This is a genomic window from Dethiosulfatarculus sandiegensis, assembly GCF_000931935.2.
GTDB lineage: Bacteria > Desulfobacterota > Desulfarculia > Desulfarculales > Desulfarculaceae > Dethiosulfatarculus > Dethiosulfatarculus sandiegensis.
Genome location: NZ_AZAC01000056.1, coordinates 160,467 through 180,563 on the forward strand (window position 1 = coordinate 160,467; position 20,097 = coordinate 180,563).

The window sequence follows — 20,097 nt, forward strand, 5'->3', positions numbered from 1 at the left end:
ATGATAACTGAACTTAAGGAATCCCTGAACGGAGCGCGTAAACGCCTGGATTTGATGGGAGAGCATCTTTGACCCCGCCAGCAAGGAAAAAAGATTAAAAGAGCTGGACAAGATCATGGCCGCTTCCGGTTTCTGGGATAATCAGGAGGAAGCCAAGGCGGTGATGAAGGAAAGAAGCGACTTGGAGCACAGCCTCAAGGCCTATGTGAAGCTTAAGGAAAAGATGGATGATGCAGAGGTGCTCTTGGAGCTGGCCGAGGAAGAGGACGACCAAGCGACCTTGAAGGAGGCTTCTTCCGCCTTGGAAACCCTGGAGAGTGGGCTCTCCCGCCTGGAGGCCGCCAGGCTTTTGAGTGGTCCGGACGATGCCAGAAACGCCATCCTGGCCATTAACTCCGGAGCAGGAGGCACTGACGCCCAGGATTGGGCTGAGATGCTTTTGAGACTCTATACCCGTTTTGCCGAGCGGCAGGGCTTTGAGACCAGGCTTCTGGACTTTCAGGAGGGCGAGGAAGCGGGTATAAAGAGCGCCACCCTGGAATTGAACGGGCACCAGGCCTATGGCCTGTGCAAGGGCGAAAGCGGCATTCACCGCCTGGTGCGGATAAGCCCTTTTGATTCCAACCACAGGCGTCACACAGCTTTTGCCTCGGTCTTTGTATCTCCCCAGGTGGATGACGACATAGAAATTGAGATCTTGGACAGTGACCTCAGGGTCGATGTCTTCCGGGCTTCCGGCGCGGGTGGACAGCACGTAAACAAGACCTCATCCGCGGTGAGGCTCACCCACCTGCCCACAGGGGTTGTGGTGCAGTGTCAGAATGAAAAGAGCCAGCACCGCAACAAGGATCTGGCCCTTAAGGTGCTGAAGGCCAGGCTCTATGAAATGGAAATGGCCAAAAGAGAGGCCGAGAAAAAAGAGACCCATGAAGGCCTGCAGGAGATTGGCTGGGGAAGTCAGATCCGTTCCTATGTGCTGGCCCCTTACCGCCTGGTTAAGGACCATCGCACGAGCCAGGAAATGGGCAACGTTGACGCAGTGCTGGATGGGGACCTGGACAAGTTCATAGAGGCTTTTCTGCATTGGAGGGCTGACAGGCTGGGTAAATAGATTACGCATACCTTGCCCTGAAAAGAAAAATTCGGCCAAACTTTGAGAAAACATAACAACCGCAGGGAATTTCCCTGCGGTTGTTTTTTTGCCCATCAAATACTTGACAGAGGGTTTACCTACCTTCAATCTGGGCATTGAAGGGAAATAGCTTAGACAAAGGAAGGGAGCATGGAAGAAGAAAAACTGCTTGAAATCAGTGATGAATGCATTGCCTGTGGCAATTGCATGGAACTCTGCCCCGATGTTTTTCAGTTGCCTGAAGGAGCGGAAAAGTCCACTGTGATTCTGCCGGAAGGCGGCCCTGATTGTGTGGAAGAGGCTATAGAGGAATGCCCTGCGGAGGCCATAAGCTGGGTATGACCAATCCCCAGGGCTTTGTCGTCTTTTTTACAGATTAAGCAGATCCTGGTCGCTATAAAGGCGTATCCAGTCTTTTTTCAAGGCTTCCACCGCCTGGTCCACCTGATCGGTGCCCATGATCAGTATGGTGGATTCTCCGGTTTGTATGCAGGGATAGAGGTAATCCACGTTGACCTTTGCCTTGCTTAAAGGGTCCAATATCGCCTTCAGGCCTCCGGCGTGGTGGGGAGTTTCGGCCGCCAGCACCTGGCTGGTGGCCACCTCCATGCCCCTGTCCACCAGGGCCGCCGCCGCCCTGCCGGGATGACTGGGGACAAATCGCATGAGCCCATCCCCGCCCGGGGTGGTGGTGGAGACAAACAAAGCCAGGATATTTACTTCCGCCTGTCCCATTATTTCGCTTATCGTGACCAGTTGGCCTGGTTTGTTCGGCATGCGGATGGAAAGTTGGGTTACTGTCATGGAATCTCTCCTTGGCAGGGTGGACTTGGCGGTAATTATATAAAAAACGATTGAATTGCAGGGTCTTGTAGCCTTAAGCAACCCCGCCGGAGAGACAAGTCTCCCGGCGGGGTGATTTTTTCAGGACAGGTATCTTAAGCTGGTTTTTTATTTGCCGTCTTTGGCAAAGGCAAAACCGCGCTCAATACCCTTTTCGTTCATGGGGAAGAATTTTTCTTTCCCCTTAAGAGCGGCGTGCATGCCGTGGAAGGTTTCTTCCAGGGTCATGAAGCCGGTCTTGGCGCAGACAGCGCCGATCATAATCATGTTTCCTGCCCGCTCGGAGCCGACTTCCCTGGCCAGCTCCACGGTGGGAACATTCAAGACTTCCACATCGTCGCGCTCGGGACCCCTTTCGATCAGGGAGGAGTTCAAGACCACCAGGCCGTTTTCGGCCACGGTGCTCTCGAATTTGTCCAGTGAGGGCGGGTTCATGGCGACCAGGACATCAGGATTGGAAGCCACCGGGCTGGCAATCTTGTGGTCCGCCAGAGTTACAGTACAGTTGGCCGTGCCGCCGCGCATCTCAGCGCCGTAGGCCGGAAAATAGGTGACATTGAGTCCCTTGAGCATTGCGCCGTGGCTCAGCACATAGCCCATCAGAAGGACACCCTGTCCACCAAAGCCGGCGAAAAGTGTGCTGGTGTGCATATCCTTAGTCCTTGTCCCCGATTTCGTCTTTGATGACGCCCAGGGGGTAAGTTTTGGTCATCTCTTCAGCAACCCATTTCCAGGCATCCACCGGGCCCATCTTCCAGTTGGTGGGGCAGGCGCTAAGGAGTTCCACCAGGGTGAAACCCTTGCCGTCGATCTGGGCCTGGAAGGCCTTTTTGATAGCCTTTTTAGCCTTACGAATTTCCTTGGGGTTGGTAAGGGCGCAACGCTCAACGTAAACGGTGCGTTTACATAAGGCCACCATGGAAGAGATGTCAATGGGCGCACCGTCACGGTCGGCGTCACGACCGCCGGGGGTGGTGGTCGCCACCTGACCGAGAGTGGTGGTGGGGGCCATCTGTCCGCCGGTCATGCCGTAAATGGCGTTGTTGATGAAGATGGCGGTGATTTTTTCACCACGGTTGGCGGCATGGATCGTCTCGGCGGTGCCGATGGCGGCCAGGTCGCCGTCACCCTGATAGGTCATGACCACGTGGTTGGGATGAACCCTTTTGATACCGGTGGCCACGGCCAGGGCACGGCCGTGGGGAGCCTCAACCATATCGAAGTTGAAGTAGTTGTAGGCCAAAACCGAGCAGCCCACGGGGGGCACGCCGATGGTCTTTTCACGCACACCCAACTCATCGATTACCTCTGCCACCAAGCGGTGAGCCACAGAATGACCGCAGCCCGGGCAGTAGTGAGTGGGGTTTTTCTGCAGGGACTCGGGCCAGCCGAATACCTGCTTGTATGCAGTTTCTGCACTCATAGTTCGATCCTCCTGCCCACCTTGCCGTCGCCATTGGAGGTCGAGCGCAGGAATTCTACGACTTCGGCGGGGGTGGGAATGACACCGCCAGGCACACCGTAGAAGTAAATCTCGGCGCGTTCACCGACCGACAGCATTACGTCTTCAACCATTTGCCCCAGGCAAAGCTCGAAAACAGCGATCTTGCGGCCTTGAGCCAGTTTCCTCAAAGCGGGTGTGGGATAGGGCCACAGAGTGATGGGCCTGAAGAGGCCGATCTTGAGTCCCTGTTCACGCAGCTCGTCCACCGCTGTTTCGGCGATGCGGGCGGCGGTGCCGTAGGCCACGACGATGACATCGGCGTCATCGGTTTTGTAGGTTTCCCAGCGGCGCTCTTTGTCGGTGATCTCGTCGTACTTGGCCTGAAGCTTCAGGTTGTGATCCTTGAGCTCGCCCTGCTGACCCAGGTACATGGAGAAGATTTTCCTGGGGCCGCGACCTTTGGCGCCGTCCAAGGCGTAGTCTTTTTTAGGCAGGGTCTCGGGATCAATGTAATCCGGGAAGACCACAGGCTCCATAACCTGACCCATCAGGCCGTCACCCAGGAGCATGACCGGGGTGCGGTACTTATCGGCCAGATCAAAGGCCTCAAAGGTCAGCTCAGCCAATTCCTGACAGCCGGCCGGGGCCAGGGTCAGGGTGCGGTAGTCACCGTTTCCGCCACCCCTGGTGGCCTGGAAATAGTCAGCCGCGGACGGAGCAATGTTGCCCAGACCGGGACCGCCGCGCATCATGTTGACGATCACCGCAGGCAGTTCCATGCCTGCCAGGTAGGTGATGCCTTCCTGTTTTAATGAAACGCCCGGAGATGAAGAAGAGGTCATGGTGCGGGCTCCGGCAGCCGCTGCACCTAACACCATGTTGATGGAGGCGATTTCGCTTTCACCCTGGATGAAGGTGCCACCAACCTCAGGAAGCCTGCCGGAGAGGTACTCGGGCAGTTCGTTCTGAGGTGTGATGGGGTATCCAAAGTAGTAGCGGCAACCGGCGCGAACCGCCGCTTCGCCCACCACGTTTGAGCCGCGCATTAATACTTTTTCACTTGGCACGATACACCTCGATTGCAACTTCGGGGCAGACTGTGGCGCACTGGGCGCAACCTGTGCAACCCTTTTCGCCTTCAGCTACGGTTTCCTTAAACTGGGCCGGGGAATAGCCCTTGATGTTCAATCTCGGGTCGACTTCGAGACTGCCCGTGGGGCAGAAGGCGATACAGAGCTGACAGCCCTTGCACCGGTCTCGGTCGATCACGACTTTGCCCTTCACAGCCAAACTAATACTCCTTTACCCAACGTTTATTTAGATGCTCGCCACCAATAGACGGATGACGTAGAGACACACATCGGCCGACGGGTAGTGAGCTTGGAAAAATGCCTTGTCCGCCAGGGCTTTTTCGCATGGGATTTAGAAACCATGCCGTCGCTCTTGGTTGGCTTGCTCCTTACGGGACGAAACAGGTAAGGAGGGCTTTAGCGAATTTTTATTTGCTCCGACTTAAGGGTGGCCTTTTCCCATAGTAGTTGAAGAAAAATTGATAGCAGAGCCCAGAGACTATGTCAAGGTGTAAAGCTCTTGCCCGTGGTAGGATAAGGAGATATTTTTCCAGTGATCATAAGTAGATGTCCAAAATCAAATAAAGTTGCTTTGGTCAACTTTTTTATTGTAGTATTTCAGTGAAATTACCTATGGAGCCGGGAAAGTTATTTTTGACACTCGCCGGAAGGGTGCATAAAATTGATTTAGCTGAGTGATACGACTAATTCCTTAAATAAAAACAGGATGTGAAATTGAGTAAGTGCAATTGTTCCGATCCCAACTGCACAGGCGTGCATTCCCACGACCCGCTTAAGACCCTGGAAAAAAATCACGACTTTCCGTGCACCTATATGTTCAAGGTGATCGGATTTTACAGGGAAGACCTGAAAAACGACGTACATAAGGCGGCTGAAAAGGTTTTGGGCCCTTTGGATTCTTCTTTTCATCCCACTGCCAGGCCGTCTAAAAACAATAAATACCTGGCCGTCACCCTGGATGTGGAGGTTAAAGACGCTCAGCAGGTTTTGGATGTGTATGCCGGGCTAAAGGCTCTCAAGGGGCTTCTCACCGTGGCTTGAAAGCCTTTTTTTTCAGGGCTTTTGCCAGGATGTGGCGGGAAGCACCTGCCACCATCCCTCTTTGGGGGACTTGACCACTTTATATTTTTCAAGTTCATCTTGGGCCTCGGTCAGTTCATCTTGGTGACCGTTCCACAAAGATGCTATAACCTCATCAGTAAGGTCTGCGCCTGATTGGATCAGCGAGGTCAAAAGCAGGTAGAGGCTGGTGGCATTGACGCTTAAGTTCATCTCAAAAATTTTACGGTCCATATTAATTTCACACGGTTGCAATGAGTTGTGCCGGTGCGCTCCCCGCTCTCTATAATGAGGAAGAGGGAGAGCCGTAATCTTAGCCTTTAAAGCAGGATACCATGAAACAGTGGTTTGTGTGTCTCTCGCACCCGGCTGCATAAAAATTTGAAAAGGAATAACCCATGTCCTCTGTGCTTGTTTTTCCCCATACCCGTTTGCGCCGCGCCATGTTTGGGGGAATGCTTCCCTGGCTGCGCCCCTTGGTCATTATGAGCCCCGCCTCACTGAACGAAAAGGCCGTCAGTGATGACCTCTTGGAGACCGGCTTGTTTGAGCTTCTGCTGCCCACGGACCGCTCGAGCCATCCCCGCACCGAAGAGGTTCTGGAGGTCTTGAGAAAATGGGAGGACTGGGTGGCGGTTCAGAGGGGAGCCGGGCGTCTTGAGAGCCTCAAGGCAGGGGTGAATCCTCCGGCGCCGGGGTTGGAGAATTTGCGTTCGGTGATGGAGGATATTAAAGATCCCCAGCGCAAAAAACCTTTAAGCGGTGCGGCTGCGCCCCCCCCCCCCAAGGATCCGGCGGTGCTTGTTCATTTGGCCCATATCTGGGAAAACCAGGCGGCGGAGATGGAGGAGCTTGCCGCTTTAGTGGGGCAGAAGAGTCTTAACCTTGGCAACATTCTGGATGATGATGAAAGCGTGCCCAAGGAGTTAAAGGACTTAAATCAGATATCCCTCACCCCCCCGGACCAGGAACAGACCGATGAAAGGCTTTTAAGCCAAAGGCTTGAGGCCTGGGCCAGGTTGATCGAGGGGGTGGATAAAAAAGACCTTTATCTGGCCACGGCCAACCTTCCCGCCGCCCGCCTGCTTTTGGAAAGGGCGAACCGGGTTTTTTATGCCGAAGAAGAGACCAAACGTTCAGCCGCGGGAGCAACCAGCCTGGTTGATCTGCCGCCTGAGAGCCGGGTGGAGAATCCGGCGCTGTCGGTGGAGGCTTTTCGTGTAATCCTGCCTGAGTTTATGGCCCCGGATCTTACGGGATTGGCCAGGCTTTGTCTTGATTTGTGCGAGAGACCGGGCTTGGCCGAACCGACCGCAGAGCTTGAGTCTGTTCTGGCATACCTGGGCAACACGCCTTGGTCAGATGAATTGGGGAAAAAGGTCAAAAAAGAGGTGCGGGAACTTGGCCTGAAGATGATCCGGGCCATGGAGCAGTCCGGCGCTGCTCTGGGGGCGGGACAGGTCAATTTAAGCGCCCTGGTTTTCCCCGGTATAAGCAGAGAGCAGTTGCTTGGATTACTTAAAGGCCAATCTGTACCTGAATCCGAGCGGGATTTTGATAAAGGCTCTTCTCTGGTGATTATTGCCTGGCCCATGGCGGTTTGATTTTTTACAAAGGGGGTTTTGGGTGCATTTTGAAGAAATTGAATATTACCTGGAAGGTCCCTTGGCCTTTATAACTCTGAATCGGCCGGAAAAGGTGAATTCCCTGAGTGAAAAAATGATTGCCGAACTCAGTCTGGCCTTGGACCGGATTGCGAGTGAACAACAGGCCAAAGTGGTGGTTTTGAATGCCGCGGGTAATCATTTTTGCGCGGGACATCTCTTGGATGAGATGATTGACAAAGACCCGGTTGATTACCAGAGGATTTTTGCCAATTGCACTAAGATGATGGAAAAACTGCGCAAGCTGCCTCAACCGGTGGTGGGGCTGGTCCAGGGCGTGGCCACGGCGGCCGGTTGCCAGCTGGCTGCCGCCTGTGATTTGGTGGTGGCCTCAAAAACAGCTCGCTTTGGCACCCCAGGGGTGAAGATAGGGCTTTTTTGTTCTACTCCTGCGGTTCCCCTGGTGCGGGCCATTGGCCCCAAAAGGGCCTTGGAAATGCTTTTGACCGGCCGCATGGTCTCTGCCGGGGAAGCCCAAAACTGGGGATTGGTGAACAAGGTCGCAGAACCTTCTGAACTTGTGCAGGAAGGGAAAAATTTGGCCTTGAGTGTAGCCAAGGCCAGCCCCCTTACCCTGGCCATGGGTAAAAGCGCTTTTTACAGCCAGGTGGACCGCCCGGAAAACCAGGCCTATGATCTGGCCCAAAGGGCCATAGCTCTTAACCTGACTATGGAAGACGCCCAAGAGGGAATAAAGGCCTTCCTGAATAAAAAAGAGCCGCCTGAATGGAAAGGGCGTTAAAAGGGATTTAAGAATTTCAGGCAGAATCAATAATTCTGATCCTCCGTGGCTTTCCGTCAAAATTTCCCCGGGCTTTGGCTGATGCCGGTTGGAATAAATGGATTTTCCAACCGGTTTTAGTTACAGGCTTTAGAAAAGACTCGCGACTCAGAAGGCCTTCCTTCCACCGAGGCCCTCAAAAGCCTGAGGGTATTTAAGTGGAGTTTTCTTTGACTCTTTAGTTATCAAATAACTGCTTTCCGCCTGTTCGTGCCTTGAAAACCATAAGGCTTTCGTCGTTTTTCCGGACGACATGGTTTAGCATGGTCAACGGGGCTGCCTGGCGTTTACGGCCGGTTTTAGATTCATCGGCTGCCCCGGTTGTCCGAGCAGAGAGTAATCTCTTGCATCTATTTTAAAATACGGATTTTTTAATCATGCTTCGTTGACATGGGGATATTATTATCTCCCTTTAAAAAAGGGCGCTAGCCTGCGGGAGCAATGTTTCCAGACCGGAGTCTGGACGGCCTGTGAAAAAGAGTGAAAAATTGCGTATTTTAAGTGAGTTGTTCGTATTTTTCTTAAGGACGTCCGGAAAGATGAACCCTGGTGTGGATTTTCCGGCTCACCATCGGGTTGTTCAAAATACCATGCCCCTGAACAGGCCTGTTGCCGGATTTGATTTGCAGACGCGTATTTAAACGGAGTCCAAGACTCAGAGAGTTACCCCTTTGGGAGGCTTTTGATGTGAAGGCCCACTGAGGGGTTTAAAGGCTTAATCCCCTTAAACAGTAACCGGGTAAATAATTTTTCCTGGTTTCTGATCGATTTATAGACATTTCGAGATTTTGATCAGGAGGCTTGAAAATTGGCGATAACCATTTCCTTGTTTGACCTTTACAAAATCGGGCCGGGCCCCAGCAGTTCCCACACCATGGGCCCCATGACGGCTGGGTTGGATTTTCAAAAGAGGCTGCAAAAGCTTGATGACGAAGACCTGGCCAGGGCCGATCACCTGGGGGTGACCCTTTATGGCTCCCTAAGCGCCACAGGCAAGGGGCATGGTACGGATCGGGCAGTGGTGGCCGGGCTTCTGGGCTGGCATCCGGAGGAAGTAGACCCGGATGAATTTGACCTGCTCTTGACTCCGGAAGATAAACCAAGGGTATTTAAGATTAAAAACAAGGAGCTGCCTTGCGACCAGAAGACAGTTGCCTTTGGGCCTATTCAGCACGGCTTTGCCCATGCCAACACCCTGGAGATAAGCCTGGATGCAAAGGGCGAGAGCATCCTGCATAAAAAATATTACTCTGTGGGCGGCGGCTTTATTCAGTGGGACGGCTGGCGGCCCCTGGAGCGCAAGGATCCGAAATACCAGTTTGAGACCATGGAAGGGCTCAAAACGATTTTACGTAAAAAAGGGATGGATATCCCTGATGTGGTCATGGCCAATGAAATAGCCATGACCGGTCTTTCCGGTAGTGAAATCGAGGAAAAGCTGGATCACATATTGGAGGTCATGGAAAGTTCCCTGGAAAGGGGCCTTAATACCAGGGGACCCCTACCCGGTGAAATAGGACTGGGCCGCAAGGCGGCCGGACTGGCCCAAAGGGCACAGGAGGAAACCCATAAACCAGGGCGCATCCTGCTTATGTTCAATGCCTATGCCTTGGCCGTGGCAGAAGAAAACGCGGCCGGGCATGTGGTGGTCACCGCCCCCACCATGGGGTCCTGCGGGGTGATGCCCGCTGTGGTCCGCCTGGCCAGGGAGTATTTCCGCGCAGATCGAAAAACACTGCGCAGGGGGCTTATGACTGCGGCGGTGATCGGTTTTCTGGCCAAACACAACGCCAGCATCTCCGGCGCCGAGGTTGGGTGCCAGGGCGAGATAGGAGTGGCCTCTGCCATGGCAGCCGCCTTTCTGGCCCAGGTCAGAGGGGCTTCCATGGATATTTTGGCCAATGCCGCCGAGATAGCCCTGGAGCATCATCTGGGCATGACTTGCGATCCGGTTAAGGGCTATGTGCAGATTCCTTGCGTGGAAAGAAACGCCATGGGTGCGGTAAAGGCCTATAACGCCTATCTTTTGGCTTCAGCGGGAGACCCGGGCAAACAAAAAGTCAGCTTTGATCAGGTGATTCAGGTTATGCTCGATACAGGGCGGGATATGTCCTGCAAATATAAAGAGACTTCCTTGGGCGGCTTGGCCGTGAGCATGGCCCAATGTTGATGCAGGCTATTTGAGTGGTATATGCAAGTGAGGTGATATTTACATGTCTGGCAAAACGGCCGGGATCTGGACAGCCGGTATTCTGATTACGGGAAACATTGTCGGAGCCGGCATACTGGGGCTTCCCATTAACACCGGGTTGGCGGGCTTTGGGCTTTCCACCGCCTCCATGCTTCTGGTCTGGGCCCTGATGCTCGGCACTGCCCTTATCTTAAGCAAGCGGGTTCTGGAATCCAGACAAGAAGATTTCGACCTTCCCTCTCTGTTTGGCCAGGCATTGGGGCCATTGGGAAAATGGCTGGCTGTGGGGGCAAACCTTTTGATCCTCTACGGCCTTTTAGTAGCTTATCTTAGCGGTGGAGCGGGCCTGCTTTTAAATCTTTGCCATCTGCCTTTTTCCCGTGAAGTGGCCATGCTGATCTTTTTTTGCCTCATTACCAGCCTCACCCTTTTTGGCCTGGCTTTCTTGCAAAAGGGAAACGCTTTTTTGATGATCCTTATGTGGTTGGCCTTTGGCGGGCTTTTACTACTGGCCGGAAGCAAGGTGGAGCCCAGTCGGCTCACCTATGCGGATCCCATGCTTTTGCCCTCAGCCCTGCCGATAATGGTTACTGCTTTTCACTTTCACAATATTATCCCCACCACCTGCCGCAGTCTGGACTGGGATGCCAAAAGCGTTGCCAAAGCTTTGCTTATTGGCACCCTGATCGGGCTTGGCATGAACCTTTTGTGGAATGTGGTGGTGACCGGCTCCCTGCCGGTAAGCGGCCCCGGGGAGAGCAACATACTCTATGCCTTTGACCATGGCCTGCCTGCCACAGTGCCTTTGTCCAAGGTGATATCCTCATCGATTTTCACCACTGTGGGCATGGTCTTCGCCCTGTTGGCCATAACCACCTCGTACATGGCCAACGGCACCGCCCTAATGGGGTTTGTACGGGATATGTTTTCTCTTCCGGATCGTGGCGTCGGCCGGGTCCTCACGGCCTTGATCACCTTTGTTCCCCCGCTTTTGGTGGCGGTTTTTTACCCCGGACTTTTCCTGAAGGCCTTGGATGTGGTGGGGGGAGTGGGGATAGCCCTGCTTTTTGGAGTATTGCCCGGTCTGCTGCTTTTCAAGGATTCCCAAAGCACCTTGGGGCGAAGCCTGGGGATTGTTATTGTGGCTTGCTTTTTGGTGGTGCTCTTGTTTGAGATGGGGCAGGAACTTGGCCTGCTTAGCATAGACGCTGATATCGAGGTGTGGAAAGCGGCTCAAAAGATCTAGTTTAATTGTGTGGTTACAAGTAAAAGCGCCTCTGCCTGCATCAAAAGGCCGAGGCGTTTTTATTTAGTCTGCCAGGCTTATGCGGTCCAGGGCGACCTGGTCCCTGCCGCTTTGAGAAAGACAGGTGATGGTGATCAGCCTGGGGCCGGGCTCGGCCTTCACCTTAAGTTCGTAGTCCTTGATTTTTACACTTCCCACTTTCAACCTGGCAACAGGTTTATGATCAACTGCGATTTCCAAAGCAGGGACCGGCCTGGCCGCGGGCCCTTTTTTTCTTTTGCCAACCGGCACATAGCGCATGTTCAAAATAATTTTTTGGGTTTCTTCCCCCCAGATGACCTTGGTGGAGGCGCTTGCCCCGGTTTTGCCGAGGATCAGATACATGGGCTGGTTGAACATCGCCCCGTACAGGATGGCTCCTTTGCGTTGCATGGCCTCGGCCTGGAAATGATCGGTAGTCAGGTAACGCCCGGCTGTTACGAGTGTAAGGCAAAAGACCAGACCAATGCCCAAGGCCAGGAAGGCAGGCTTTTTGCCATGCCGGGATGTATCGGGCTTGTCATCCATTCTGCAATGCACAAAACGGTAGTAGAAAAAGCCCAGTGCAAAGATGACTAGCCCCCAGAAGAGGGCCGGTAACATCTCCGGCAGGTAACGGTTGATAAAAGAGGGGAAGAACCTGTGGCAAAGGGATTCCCAGTGGTCACTGATCTGTAGAAACAGATTATTAACCCCTGTTCGGCGGTGGTAACGCCATTGCGGAACCAGGGCCAGGATCATGCTTATCAATATGGTTGAGGCGCTCAGCAATGTGATAATGGTCTGCCAGGCCAGGCTTTTAGTCTTGCGTAAAAGAGGCAATGTCCAAAGCAGTAAAAGGGGAATGCAAGGGGCCAGGAATCTGCCCGGTGCGGTAAAGCCGCCGTCCCACTGATTCCAGCGCCAGATTACAATGGAGATAAGGTTGGCTAAACCCAGCCATAGGCTTACGGCTCCGGCCTTGGGTTTTCTTTGCCAGAAGCATCCCGGGCCGATCAAGCCCAGGGCAAGGCTCGGGGCATAGGCCAGCAAACCAAATTCCTGATCAAAGAACATGGCCGGAATCGAGGCCAGCATGAGGAGCGGATCAGGGGGAATTATATTGGCATGACTGGCAAGATATGTCCTCATTGGCTGGGGCATGAAAAGATACCCAAGCGTCATTAGCAAAACAGAGAAGACTAAAACAACGCTGGAGAATAAAATAAGTCCCCTGGCCTTTTTGGCGGGCCACGGAAGCCAAAGATAGGCTGCGGCCAGGGCCATGGCCAGGGCCACAGGGGAAAAACGCAACTTGACAAGGCTGATGGCCAGGATAACTCCGGCTAATTTAAGTATGGTGATCCTGGACGGATTTTCCGTGGTTAGCAGTATCATTCCTGCCAAGGTGAATAGAATGCCGAAAATGCCGGGATATATATGCTGACTGAGCTGTAAAAAAGGAGCCCCGGCAAAAAACAGGCCCGTAGCCAGTAAAGAGGTGCGGGGAGTGTAGCCCAATTGGGTTGCCAGATAAAAGAAAAGCGCCAGGCATAGCCCTGCACCAACTGAATTAAGGGCTATGCCCCCCAATCGACCCGAGATTTTAACCATCGGAGCCAGGGCGGAGACAAATAAAGGGGACCTGGCCAGGGGTTGGGCCAGTTTTTTGCTCCAGCGACCCCAGTAAAAGCGATCTTTGCCTTGTTTGGCTTCAAGAGTTGAACCGGGAACCAGGGCTGCCGCAACCCTTTGTGAATTAATAAGGTAGGCCGGTTCATCACCGGCCGTGGAGACGGCCTGGTTGGTCCAGAAGCCCAGGCTGGTCAGAAAGAAAAACCCGGATAGGGCCAGGCCCCAAGTTATTTTAGATAGAAAATGTTTGTCGGAAAAAGTTGATTTCCCTTCTTGGGCAAGGGACCATAAAATGCCGCTTATAAAAAACAGCTTGCTCAGCAAGACAAAAAAGAAGAGCATGCCCGCCAAAAGGGCCCATTGAGCCAGGTTATGGTGGAGTATGACTATTATCCCCAAAAGGGGCAGGGCCAAAAGAGACCAGGAGTCTACAGAGAGGGCTCGGAGACATTTGGCTTTAATCATGCTTTGTTCTTGATGTTTGCCAAGAATCCACCAGACAAAGGCTTCGGTGAAAATGCTTTGCAGGCAAAAACCCAGAGGGATCAGGCCGCAGACAAAAAAGCGCCAGGACTCCGGCCGCCCCATGAGCGATAAAAGCCCCTTTTCAGGAAAGTCAGGTAGGTTTACCTGGTGAGCGAAAAAGCGCAAAGCCAATACGGAAAATGTATAAATTAATCCTTTTAAAAAAATACGCCTAATTAAAAGATTAGGGGTTGGATGGCTTGTGTAGTTATGAAAAAAATCCTTAAAAAGCAACCGGACCTCTTGGTGTTTAATTTCAGTAACTTGTTTCTAAAAGAATGCTGTGGATTATAGGCTTGTTTTTTTGTTTTGCGCAACCTAAATGAGCAAGCAACGTATAGTAATTATTAATTTCGATAAAAAGACTCACTGAGTTGTTTTTAAGATTTGCAAGCGGACTATATCTATATCGCAACATTACGTGTAAAAAGTGGTTTTTTATTAATCGTTTCATCTCTGTTAAAAGACATGGAAAAGATAGAATATGTGACTGGCTTTTGAGGCTGGCGCACTCTCCTGCTTGATTGGCAGCTTGTAGGGAGGTGCGCTTTCAATTTATGGCTTGACATTCAGGCTTTCTGATATTAGGTGTGAAGGCGGTTGCCAGATTATCCTATTGGAAATAAGGTGGCTGATATAAAAGGTTTTTACCAAAAGCCCAGATGTTTTTGAGTAGGGTTTCAGGGGGAGATCGCTTTGAATCTGCAAAAGTTTTTTAAAGGCGCCAAAGTCGGTGTTACTGGTGTGGGAGGTACGGTTGGCAGGGAGTTGTTGCTCCAGCTGTTGAATCTGCCGGTAGACGAAGTCAGGGGCTTGGAAATCCATGAATCCCATCTCTTCTCCTTGGACGAGGAATACCGGGATGAAGAACGTTATCATCCATTTTTGTGTGACATAAGCGAAAGCCATAACCTGGAGCGTATGTTTTCGGATCTGGATTATGTGTTTCATACAGCGGCGTTCAAGCATGTCCCCCTCTGCGAAAAAAGCCCTTTCACTGCGGTTAAAACCAATATCCTGGGAGTGGAAAGCGTTATCCGGGCTGCCCTTTCCTGCAAGGTCCGGAAAGTGCTGTTTACCAGCTCTGATAAGGCGGTGAACCCCACAAACGTAATGGGGACTTCCAAGCTCATGGGCGAAAGGATGATGACCGCTGCCAATTCCATGAGCCACGGCGATGGAGACACGGCCTTCACCTCTACTCGTTTTGGTAATGTGGTGGGGTCCAGCGGTTCTGTGGTTCCTTTATTCTGTCAGCAGATAGCAAAAGGCGGCCCGGTCACTCTGACAGACCCTATGATGACCAGATTTGTCATGAGCCTGTCACAGGCAACTGAATTGGTAATGCAAAGTATGACCCTGGCCAAGGGGGGGGAAGTCTTTGTAACCAAGATGCCGGTGGTAAGCATCAAGGAGCTGGCTGAGGTGATGATTGAATTGTTGGCGCCTGTCTATGAACGTAAACCGGAAGATGTAGAGCTTAAAATAATTGGCCCCCGTCCAGGCGAAAAGATGTATGAAGAACTTTTGAATGAAGAAGAAGTGCGCCGCACCTTGGATGCTGGACCATTTTTCGCTATATTACCTGCCTTTAGAAATATTTATGAAAAGGTGGAGTATACGTACGAAGAGGTGGACACAAAACCGGCAGCAGGGGTTTATAATTCTTTTAAACAACAGCCGTTTACGATAAATGAAATCAGGGATTTTCTTTTTCTACCCGGGGTGCTGCCTGATGAGATCAGAGAAAAATTGGAAACCTAAGCTTTTGGGACTATTGGTCGATTTTCTGGTAAATACTGAAGTTTGTTCAGGTTAGTTTGTCAGTTATTAGTCAAAAAAAACAAAATTGTAAAAAAGATAGAGCTAGGAACCGCCAATCAACTCTAACTATTGCGTGTGCTATGTGAGATTAAAAAAAGTAAGAAATGAGCGGTTAGAAAAACATCCATGTAAGGTATACAGGTCTAGATAAAGATAATTATATTGTATGGTTATGGCCAATTCTCAGTTTAGGTAAAATTAATAAAAGCCAGAGGTTTTTACCTCAATATAAAAGAAAAAATTTTAGATGAGTGGTTTTAGAAAACAGAGTTATAATTGAGACTTAATCAATATTTATTTTAAGGTATAGCTGACGGGCGAGTTGACGACACGATAAATTTGTTCTTGAGGGAGAAGTAATAGTTCATTTGTATAATGATATTGCGTAGGTTTTGGATGAAAATTGAATTTCAATTGCAGAAAGCATAGCAAAATAGAGATACGTGTAGAACTTAAAATTTAAAAGGCAAGATTAATTTAAAAGGGTTTAACTGATTTGAATTTATTGGTAAATGATAAGTACGATATTTATTAAGTCAGTAAAGTGGTTATTGTGCTTGTTGCAAATAGATACCAAACTTACATCATTTCAAAAAAAATGGAACCGATAGTAGGTACAACGTGTTGAATTATAAGATTTTTAAATGAAATTATGTATTGTAAAAGGAAAAAGCAGTAAATATTTTGCTAAATATTAAGGAATATTTGAGTTAATGATTATATAGCATGAAGCGGACATTAGTGGTAAATAACAATTTTCCAAAATTAAGCTTGAAGAAGAATGCAGGGGTAGAGGGAGTAGAATTTGGATAAAGTCTGTATGGTGGTTCTTAATAGCGTAACATATGATACGCGAGTTTTAAAAGAAGCCACAAGCTTGAGTAATAATGGATATAATGTGACCATTGTTGGTGTCAGAGATGATGCAGATCAAACGCCTTTTACTAGACTTAATGATAAATTTAGAATAGTTAGGGTACCGTATTATCCATTAATATTTGCGAAAAGTAATTTGTTGTGGGTTATGATTGCATTGATTGTAACTGTATTTTTGATTCTGCCTTTTGGCTTATTGAATGCGAGTGCCGAATTTTTTTTAAATATTGTTGCATACACTATACTTGTAATTGCGATTCTAAACTTAACTTTACTACGATTTTCCAAAAAAATATCTGAATTTAAAGAAAAATATTATAATCGTAAAAAAATTAAAACAATTCTATTGTTAAATTTATTGGATATATTACAAAAGCCAAATATGTTTATCAGGGTAATTCAGGGTATGGTTTCCAATTTGTTTGTTATCCTGGCGTTGACTAGACAGGTATTGAAAGAAAAACCAAAAATACTACATTGCCATGATGTAGAAAGTTTACCCGTCTCGTTTTTTGTAAAAAAGATTAAGGGGTGTAAGGTAATTTATGATGCTCATGAAGTATATGAAGAACTTGCGGGTGGAGATCGAATATCCAGGTTAAAGTTCCGTCTTATTCATAAATTATTTTTGAGATATGTTGACGAGTTTATAACTATTAATGAAAGTATAAAAAATTGGTATAAAATTAATTATCCAAAACTTTGCCCTGCAAATGTAATAATGAATGCAGCAGAAAAAAAGAAAATTGCTCCGTATGATGGAAGATTGCACGAATGCGTTAACCTGCCGAAAGATACAAAAATAATTTTATATCAAGGTGGATATGCCAGGCATAGAGGTTTAAAGTATTTGATCAGGTCAGCTTCTTATCTGCCGTCTGATTGGGCTCTGGTTTTAATGGGTTCTGGGGCTTATGGGGCAGAGATAAGGGAGCTTAATGGGAAGTTGGGAAATAAAAATGTCTATTTTGCACCCAAGGCACCTCAAAATGAGCTGTTGGACTGGACCTCAGGGGCTACCCTGGGTGTGATTCCTTATAGAAACGTTAGTTTGAATCATTATTACTGCACTCCGAATAAAATTTGGGAATATTCAATAGCAAGTGTTCCTATCATCGCGAATAAATTATTTGAAATTAAAAATATAATCTCTAAATATAATAATGGTTGGTTGTTAGACATGGAAAATAGCTATACAGAATTAAGCGAATTCATAATAAATTTGAATGATAAAAAATATAATTCTATCAGAAAAGGGTGTAGCAATTTTATTGCTAGCAATAATTGGGAAATATATGAACAAAAACTTTTATCTATATATGCAAAATTTTACCAGAAAGATGTTAAAAAGTAAAAAGTTAGTCTTTATTCTTAATCATTATGAATATTTTTTGATAAATTTCAAGTAATTTGAAGTAAGTCGTAAAGGATAATGGTAACTGAGATTGTAATTCATTGTTTGATTTGATGGGCAGTTGGGATGAAAATATAAAATTTAAGAAATAATTATTTATGAGTCTATTATTGGGAAGGGATTATGATAAACAGTAAGTTGTTCAATAGAATTAAAGTTTAGAATTGGTTTAAAGAGTAAAAATATTAGCTACTGAGTGCCATGTACTAAGTAATCATACTTTATTAATAATATTTAACAAATTATTGAATGGGTTGCTTAAAAAACGAGGTGAACAGTAAGGATTATTACTAACCAGAATCATATAAGATTTCGACAAATATCGATAAAGTATATCCTACATTTCATTCTATCTTATCACCTTCTAGATGGAAACCTAATTTAACCGTACTTAATGATAAAGCATTATTTTTTCCATTTCTAAAAAATATATTGCTAGAGAGTGCTGCGTAAGTCGTCCGGCCGCTTTTAGGTGAGCCGGTTTCCCTTTTTAACTTTGAAGTTTGTTTTTAGTCCCGTTTTACCTTGATTCTAAAGTTTATTGATCGCTTTAAGCTTGCCCGACAGGGGCTTGATAAGGCTCTATCGGGCTGTTTTCCTATGCCATAGCCAGTCTGGCCGCTTTCTTGAGATTAAAGGCAATGGCATCCAACATGAGTTGCAGGCCACCTTAGCTGTGCCAAGATACCTTGCCCTGGCCATGCGGTGGTCTTTTCCGAAAGCCTTTTCCACCCGGCCTCTGAAGCGGCTGATGGCCCGGTTACCTTTTCGTTCTGCCTCTGACAATGGCCGGTTCTTGAAAGTTTTGTACATGATGCCGTCAAACAGGCCTTCATCTAAAAGCGCCTTGCTGTACTCCTGGCCGTAATAGCCCTTGTCGGCAAAGACCGGTGATCCCTCTTCAACGCCGCACTTTTCACCACCGCCATCATCTCTTTACAGTCGGGCCGGTTGGCCGGGGTGGCATGGCCGGCAAGAATAAAACCGTGCTCCGTGTCCACCGCTATATGCACCTTTTAGGCGTAGTAAAACCGGTTGCCCTTTTGGGTCCACTTGGCCTCTTTATCACTGGAATAGCTGGTCTTGACTTCATAGCCGCCAGAGCCGCTCGCCTGAATCTGGGCGATGACCATCTCCAATAAAGGCTCAACCAGTTTCATTTTATGAAGATGATGGCGGAAACGGGATATGGTGGAGTTGTCCGGAACCTCGTGGTGAAGACTGAAACCGCAGAAATGGCTTAAAGATATGCGGTCTTCAAGATTGTCGGAAAGCTCCCGATCCGATAGGCCGTACCAGGACAGCAAAAAGAGAGCCTCGAACATGCCAAAGGCAGGATAAGCGGGATTACCCACCACATTGTGGCGGTGGCCAAAATTATTTTTCAAAAACTTTTCTATTGGATGCCAATCAATGATTTTATCTATTTTGTCCGCCGTCTTTTCCCGACGTTTACGCCTGATTGCCGCATGATCTGCGAAACCGCCCCTGTGATCGAATTTGGCAGCCATTTACACACACCCAAAAAAGTAAGTTTCAGCCACAATTTCAAATAGTTAAATATTTCCAAAACGAATTGCGCATCCTGATACTGTACAGCACTCTCATCATAGGCCGGAAGAAATGGTACGAAGCTGTCGATGAAATAGAAAAAAATTTGAAAAACTATGTGAACCTTTACAACATGAAGCGGTCTCACCGAGGCCGCAATATGAACGGGAGGATGCCCTATAAGGCCTTCAAGAATGGGCTAAAAAATTTGAATCTCGAGCCGAAAAAATAAGACCAAAAAGGCAGCCTAAAAACCAACCTTGCCGGAGGCGACTGTCAGGTCAGTACCATCACTGTACAATCAACTGGAAATTATTAGAAAAATTAGGTTGTAATTTCAGTGAAATTATTTATAATTTTGATGGCTCAAATTAGTAATAAATACTATATATTAGAAAAAAATCGAAGAATTCTAACATTCAATAATGCAACTACTGTAAGTTTACCTTCATGTGTTGCGATTGTTTAATATTCAGTTAAATTAATTAGTATTTTGAACCTAATTATATATGTTTATAAATATTTGATTTTAAACGTAAATTTGGCAATATAATATACATATATTAACTTGCATATATTAAGATAATCTTCAGTTTTCAGTTTGGTTAATTAAGGTTTTTTAGTTTTTTATTCTGAAAATACGTAAAAATTTTTCATTCTTATTGCTTGTTGATTATGTGAATATTAATAAAAGCTGACAATTTATTATTTGTTATTAACAATTTCATAAATTTAAATTTCTAGGAGATGAAACATATATAGCTATTGTAAATAGATCGATATTGTAATAATTCAATCATTGC

General features: G+C 48.2%; 17 protein-coding genes and 1 pseudogene. 9 read left to right on the plus strand and 9 right to left on the minus strand.

Features of this window, described 5'->3' with window-relative positions:
* Positions 1-1,111, plus strand: a protein-coding gene (prfB, locus tag X474_RS21775) for a peptide chain release factor 2 (protein WP_156360882.1) whose coding sequence is annotated in 2 segments (ribosomal slippage) — positions 1-69 and positions 71-1,111 — 1,110 coding nt in all. Because the reading frame shifts where the segments join, the coding sequence is not laid out codon by codon here.
* Positions 1,112-1,282: 171 nt separating this feature from the next.
* On the plus strand, positions 1,283-1,474 hold the full coding sequence (locus tag X474_RS21780) for a ferredoxin (protein ID WP_044351970.1): 192 nt from the start codon (positions 1,283-1,285) through the stop codon (positions 1,472-1,474).
* 27 nt (positions 1,475-1,501) lie between these two features.
* Here X474_RS21780 and X474_RS21785 read toward each other — a convergent pair whose 3' ends face one another.
* The 5 genes from X474_RS21785 to X474_RS21805 all read right to left on the minus strand — a co-directional run bounded on the left by X474_RS21785 (position 1,502) and on the right by X474_RS21805 (position 4,703).
* A complete protein-coding gene (locus X474_RS21785) occupies positions 1,502-1,936 on the minus strand; it encodes an ACT domain-containing protein (protein ID WP_044351972.1) in 435 nt (144 codons plus the stop codon).
* Positions 1,937-2,083: 147 nt separating this feature from the next.
* The gene (locus X474_RS21790) at positions 2,084-2,626 is read right to left on the minus strand and encodes a 2-oxoacid:ferredoxin oxidoreductase subunit gamma family protein (RefSeq protein WP_044351973.1); all 543 of its coding nucleotides are present in this window, start codon (positions 2,624-2,626) and stop codon (positions 2,084-2,086) included.
* Positions 2,627-2,630: 4 nt separating this feature from the next.
* Positions 2,631-3,398, minus strand: a complete 768-nt coding sequence (locus X474_RS21795) for a thiamine pyrophosphate-dependent enzyme (protein ID WP_044351974.1) — start codon at positions 3,396-3,398, stop codon at positions 2,631-2,633.
* On the minus strand, positions 3,395-4,465 hold the full coding sequence (locus X474_RS21800) for a 3-methyl-2-oxobutanoate dehydrogenase subunit VorB (protein ID WP_044351976.1): 1,071 nt from the start codon (positions 4,463-4,465) through the stop codon (positions 3,395-3,397). The genes X474_RS21795 and X474_RS21800 overlap by 4 nt, the downstream gene beginning before the upstream one ends.
* A 10-nt stretch (positions 4,466-4,475) precedes the next feature.
* On the minus strand, positions 4,476-4,703 hold the full coding sequence (locus X474_RS21805; protein WP_044352180.1) for a 4Fe-4S dicluster domain-containing protein: 228 nt from the start codon (positions 4,701-4,703) through the stop codon (positions 4,476-4,478).
* A 521-nt stretch (positions 4,704-5,224) separates the two neighbouring features.
* On the opposite strand from X474_RS21805, the gene X474_RS21810 reads away from it, so the two are divergent.
* Entirely contained in the window at positions 5,225-5,551 is a 327-nt protein-coding gene (locus tag X474_RS21810; protein WP_044351977.1) for a DUF493 domain-containing protein, read from the plus strand.
* A gap of 12 nt (positions 5,552-5,563) precedes the next feature.
* Here the strand turns inward: X474_RS21810 and X474_RS21815 are convergent, their stop codons facing one another.
* Positions 5,564-5,803, minus strand: a complete 240-nt coding sequence (locus X474_RS21815) for a hypothetical protein (protein WP_044351978.1) — start codon at positions 5,801-5,803, stop codon at positions 5,564-5,566.
* A 164-nt stretch (positions 5,804-5,967) separates the two neighbouring features.
* Here X474_RS21815 and X474_RS21820 point away from each other — a divergent pair, with 164 nt between their 5' ends.
* The 4 genes from X474_RS21820 (at position 5,968) to X474_RS21835 (ending at position 11,451) form a co-directional block, all read left to right on the plus strand.
* A complete protein-coding gene (locus X474_RS21820; RefSeq protein WP_044351979.1) occupies positions 5,968-7,173 on the plus strand; it encodes a hypothetical protein in 1,206 nt (401 codons plus the stop codon).
* 22 nt (positions 7,174-7,195) lie between these two features.
* Positions 7,196-7,975: an enoyl-CoA hydratase gene (locus tag X474_RS21825; protein WP_044351980.1), complete on the plus strand. Its 780-nt coding sequence runs from the start codon at positions 7,196-7,198 to the stop codon at positions 7,973-7,975.
* 847 nt (positions 7,976-8,822) lie between these two features.
* Complete coding sequence (locus tag X474_RS21830) at positions 8,823-10,184, plus strand: L-serine ammonia-lyase (RefSeq protein WP_044351981.1); 1,362 nt, start codon at positions 8,823-8,825, stop codon at positions 10,182-10,184.
* 43 nt (positions 10,185-10,227) lie between these two features.
* Positions 10,228-11,451 carry an aromatic amino acid transport family protein gene (locus X474_RS21835; protein ID WP_044351982.1) on the plus strand — a complete coding sequence of 408 codons (1,224 nt, stop codon included), beginning with the start codon at positions 10,228-10,230 and terminating at the stop codon, positions 11,449-11,451.
* 63 nt (positions 11,452-11,514) lie between these two features.
* On the opposite strand, the gene X474_RS21840 is transcribed toward X474_RS21835, so the two are convergent.
* Positions 11,515-13,692, minus strand: coding sequence for a hypothetical protein (locus tag X474_RS21840; RefSeq protein WP_156360883.1), 2,178 nt, complete (start codon positions 13,690-13,692; stop codon positions 11,515-11,517).
* Between the two features lie 633 nt (positions 13,693-14,325).
* On the opposite strand from X474_RS21840, the gene X474_RS21845 reads away from it, so the two are divergent.
* Complete coding sequence (locus X474_RS21845; protein WP_052515506.1) at positions 14,326-15,393, plus strand: polysaccharide biosynthesis protein; 1,068 nt, start codon at positions 14,326-14,328, stop codon at positions 15,391-15,393.
* An 865-nt stretch (positions 15,394-16,258) separates the two neighbouring features.
* On the plus strand, positions 16,259-17,683 hold the full coding sequence (locus X474_RS21850) for a glycosyltransferase (protein ID WP_044351984.1): 1,425 nt from the start codon (positions 16,259-16,261) through the stop codon (positions 17,681-17,683).
* Positions 17,684-18,325: 642 nt separating this feature from the next.
* Here the strand turns inward: X474_RS21850 and X474_RS27355 are convergent.
* Together X474_RS27355 and X474_RS21860 are read right to left on the minus strand one after the other, a co-directional pair.
* Positions 18,326-18,631, minus strand: a pseudogene (locus tag X474_RS27355) (transposase); the annotation flags it as partial.
* Between the two features lie 128 nt (positions 18,632-18,759).
* Positions 18,760-19,254 (minus strand): transposase, encoded by a 495-nt coding sequence (locus tag X474_RS21860; protein WP_044351986.1) that lies wholly within the window; start codon positions 19,252-19,254, stop codon positions 18,760-18,762.
* Between the last annotated feature and the right edge of the window lie 843 nt (positions 19,255-20,097).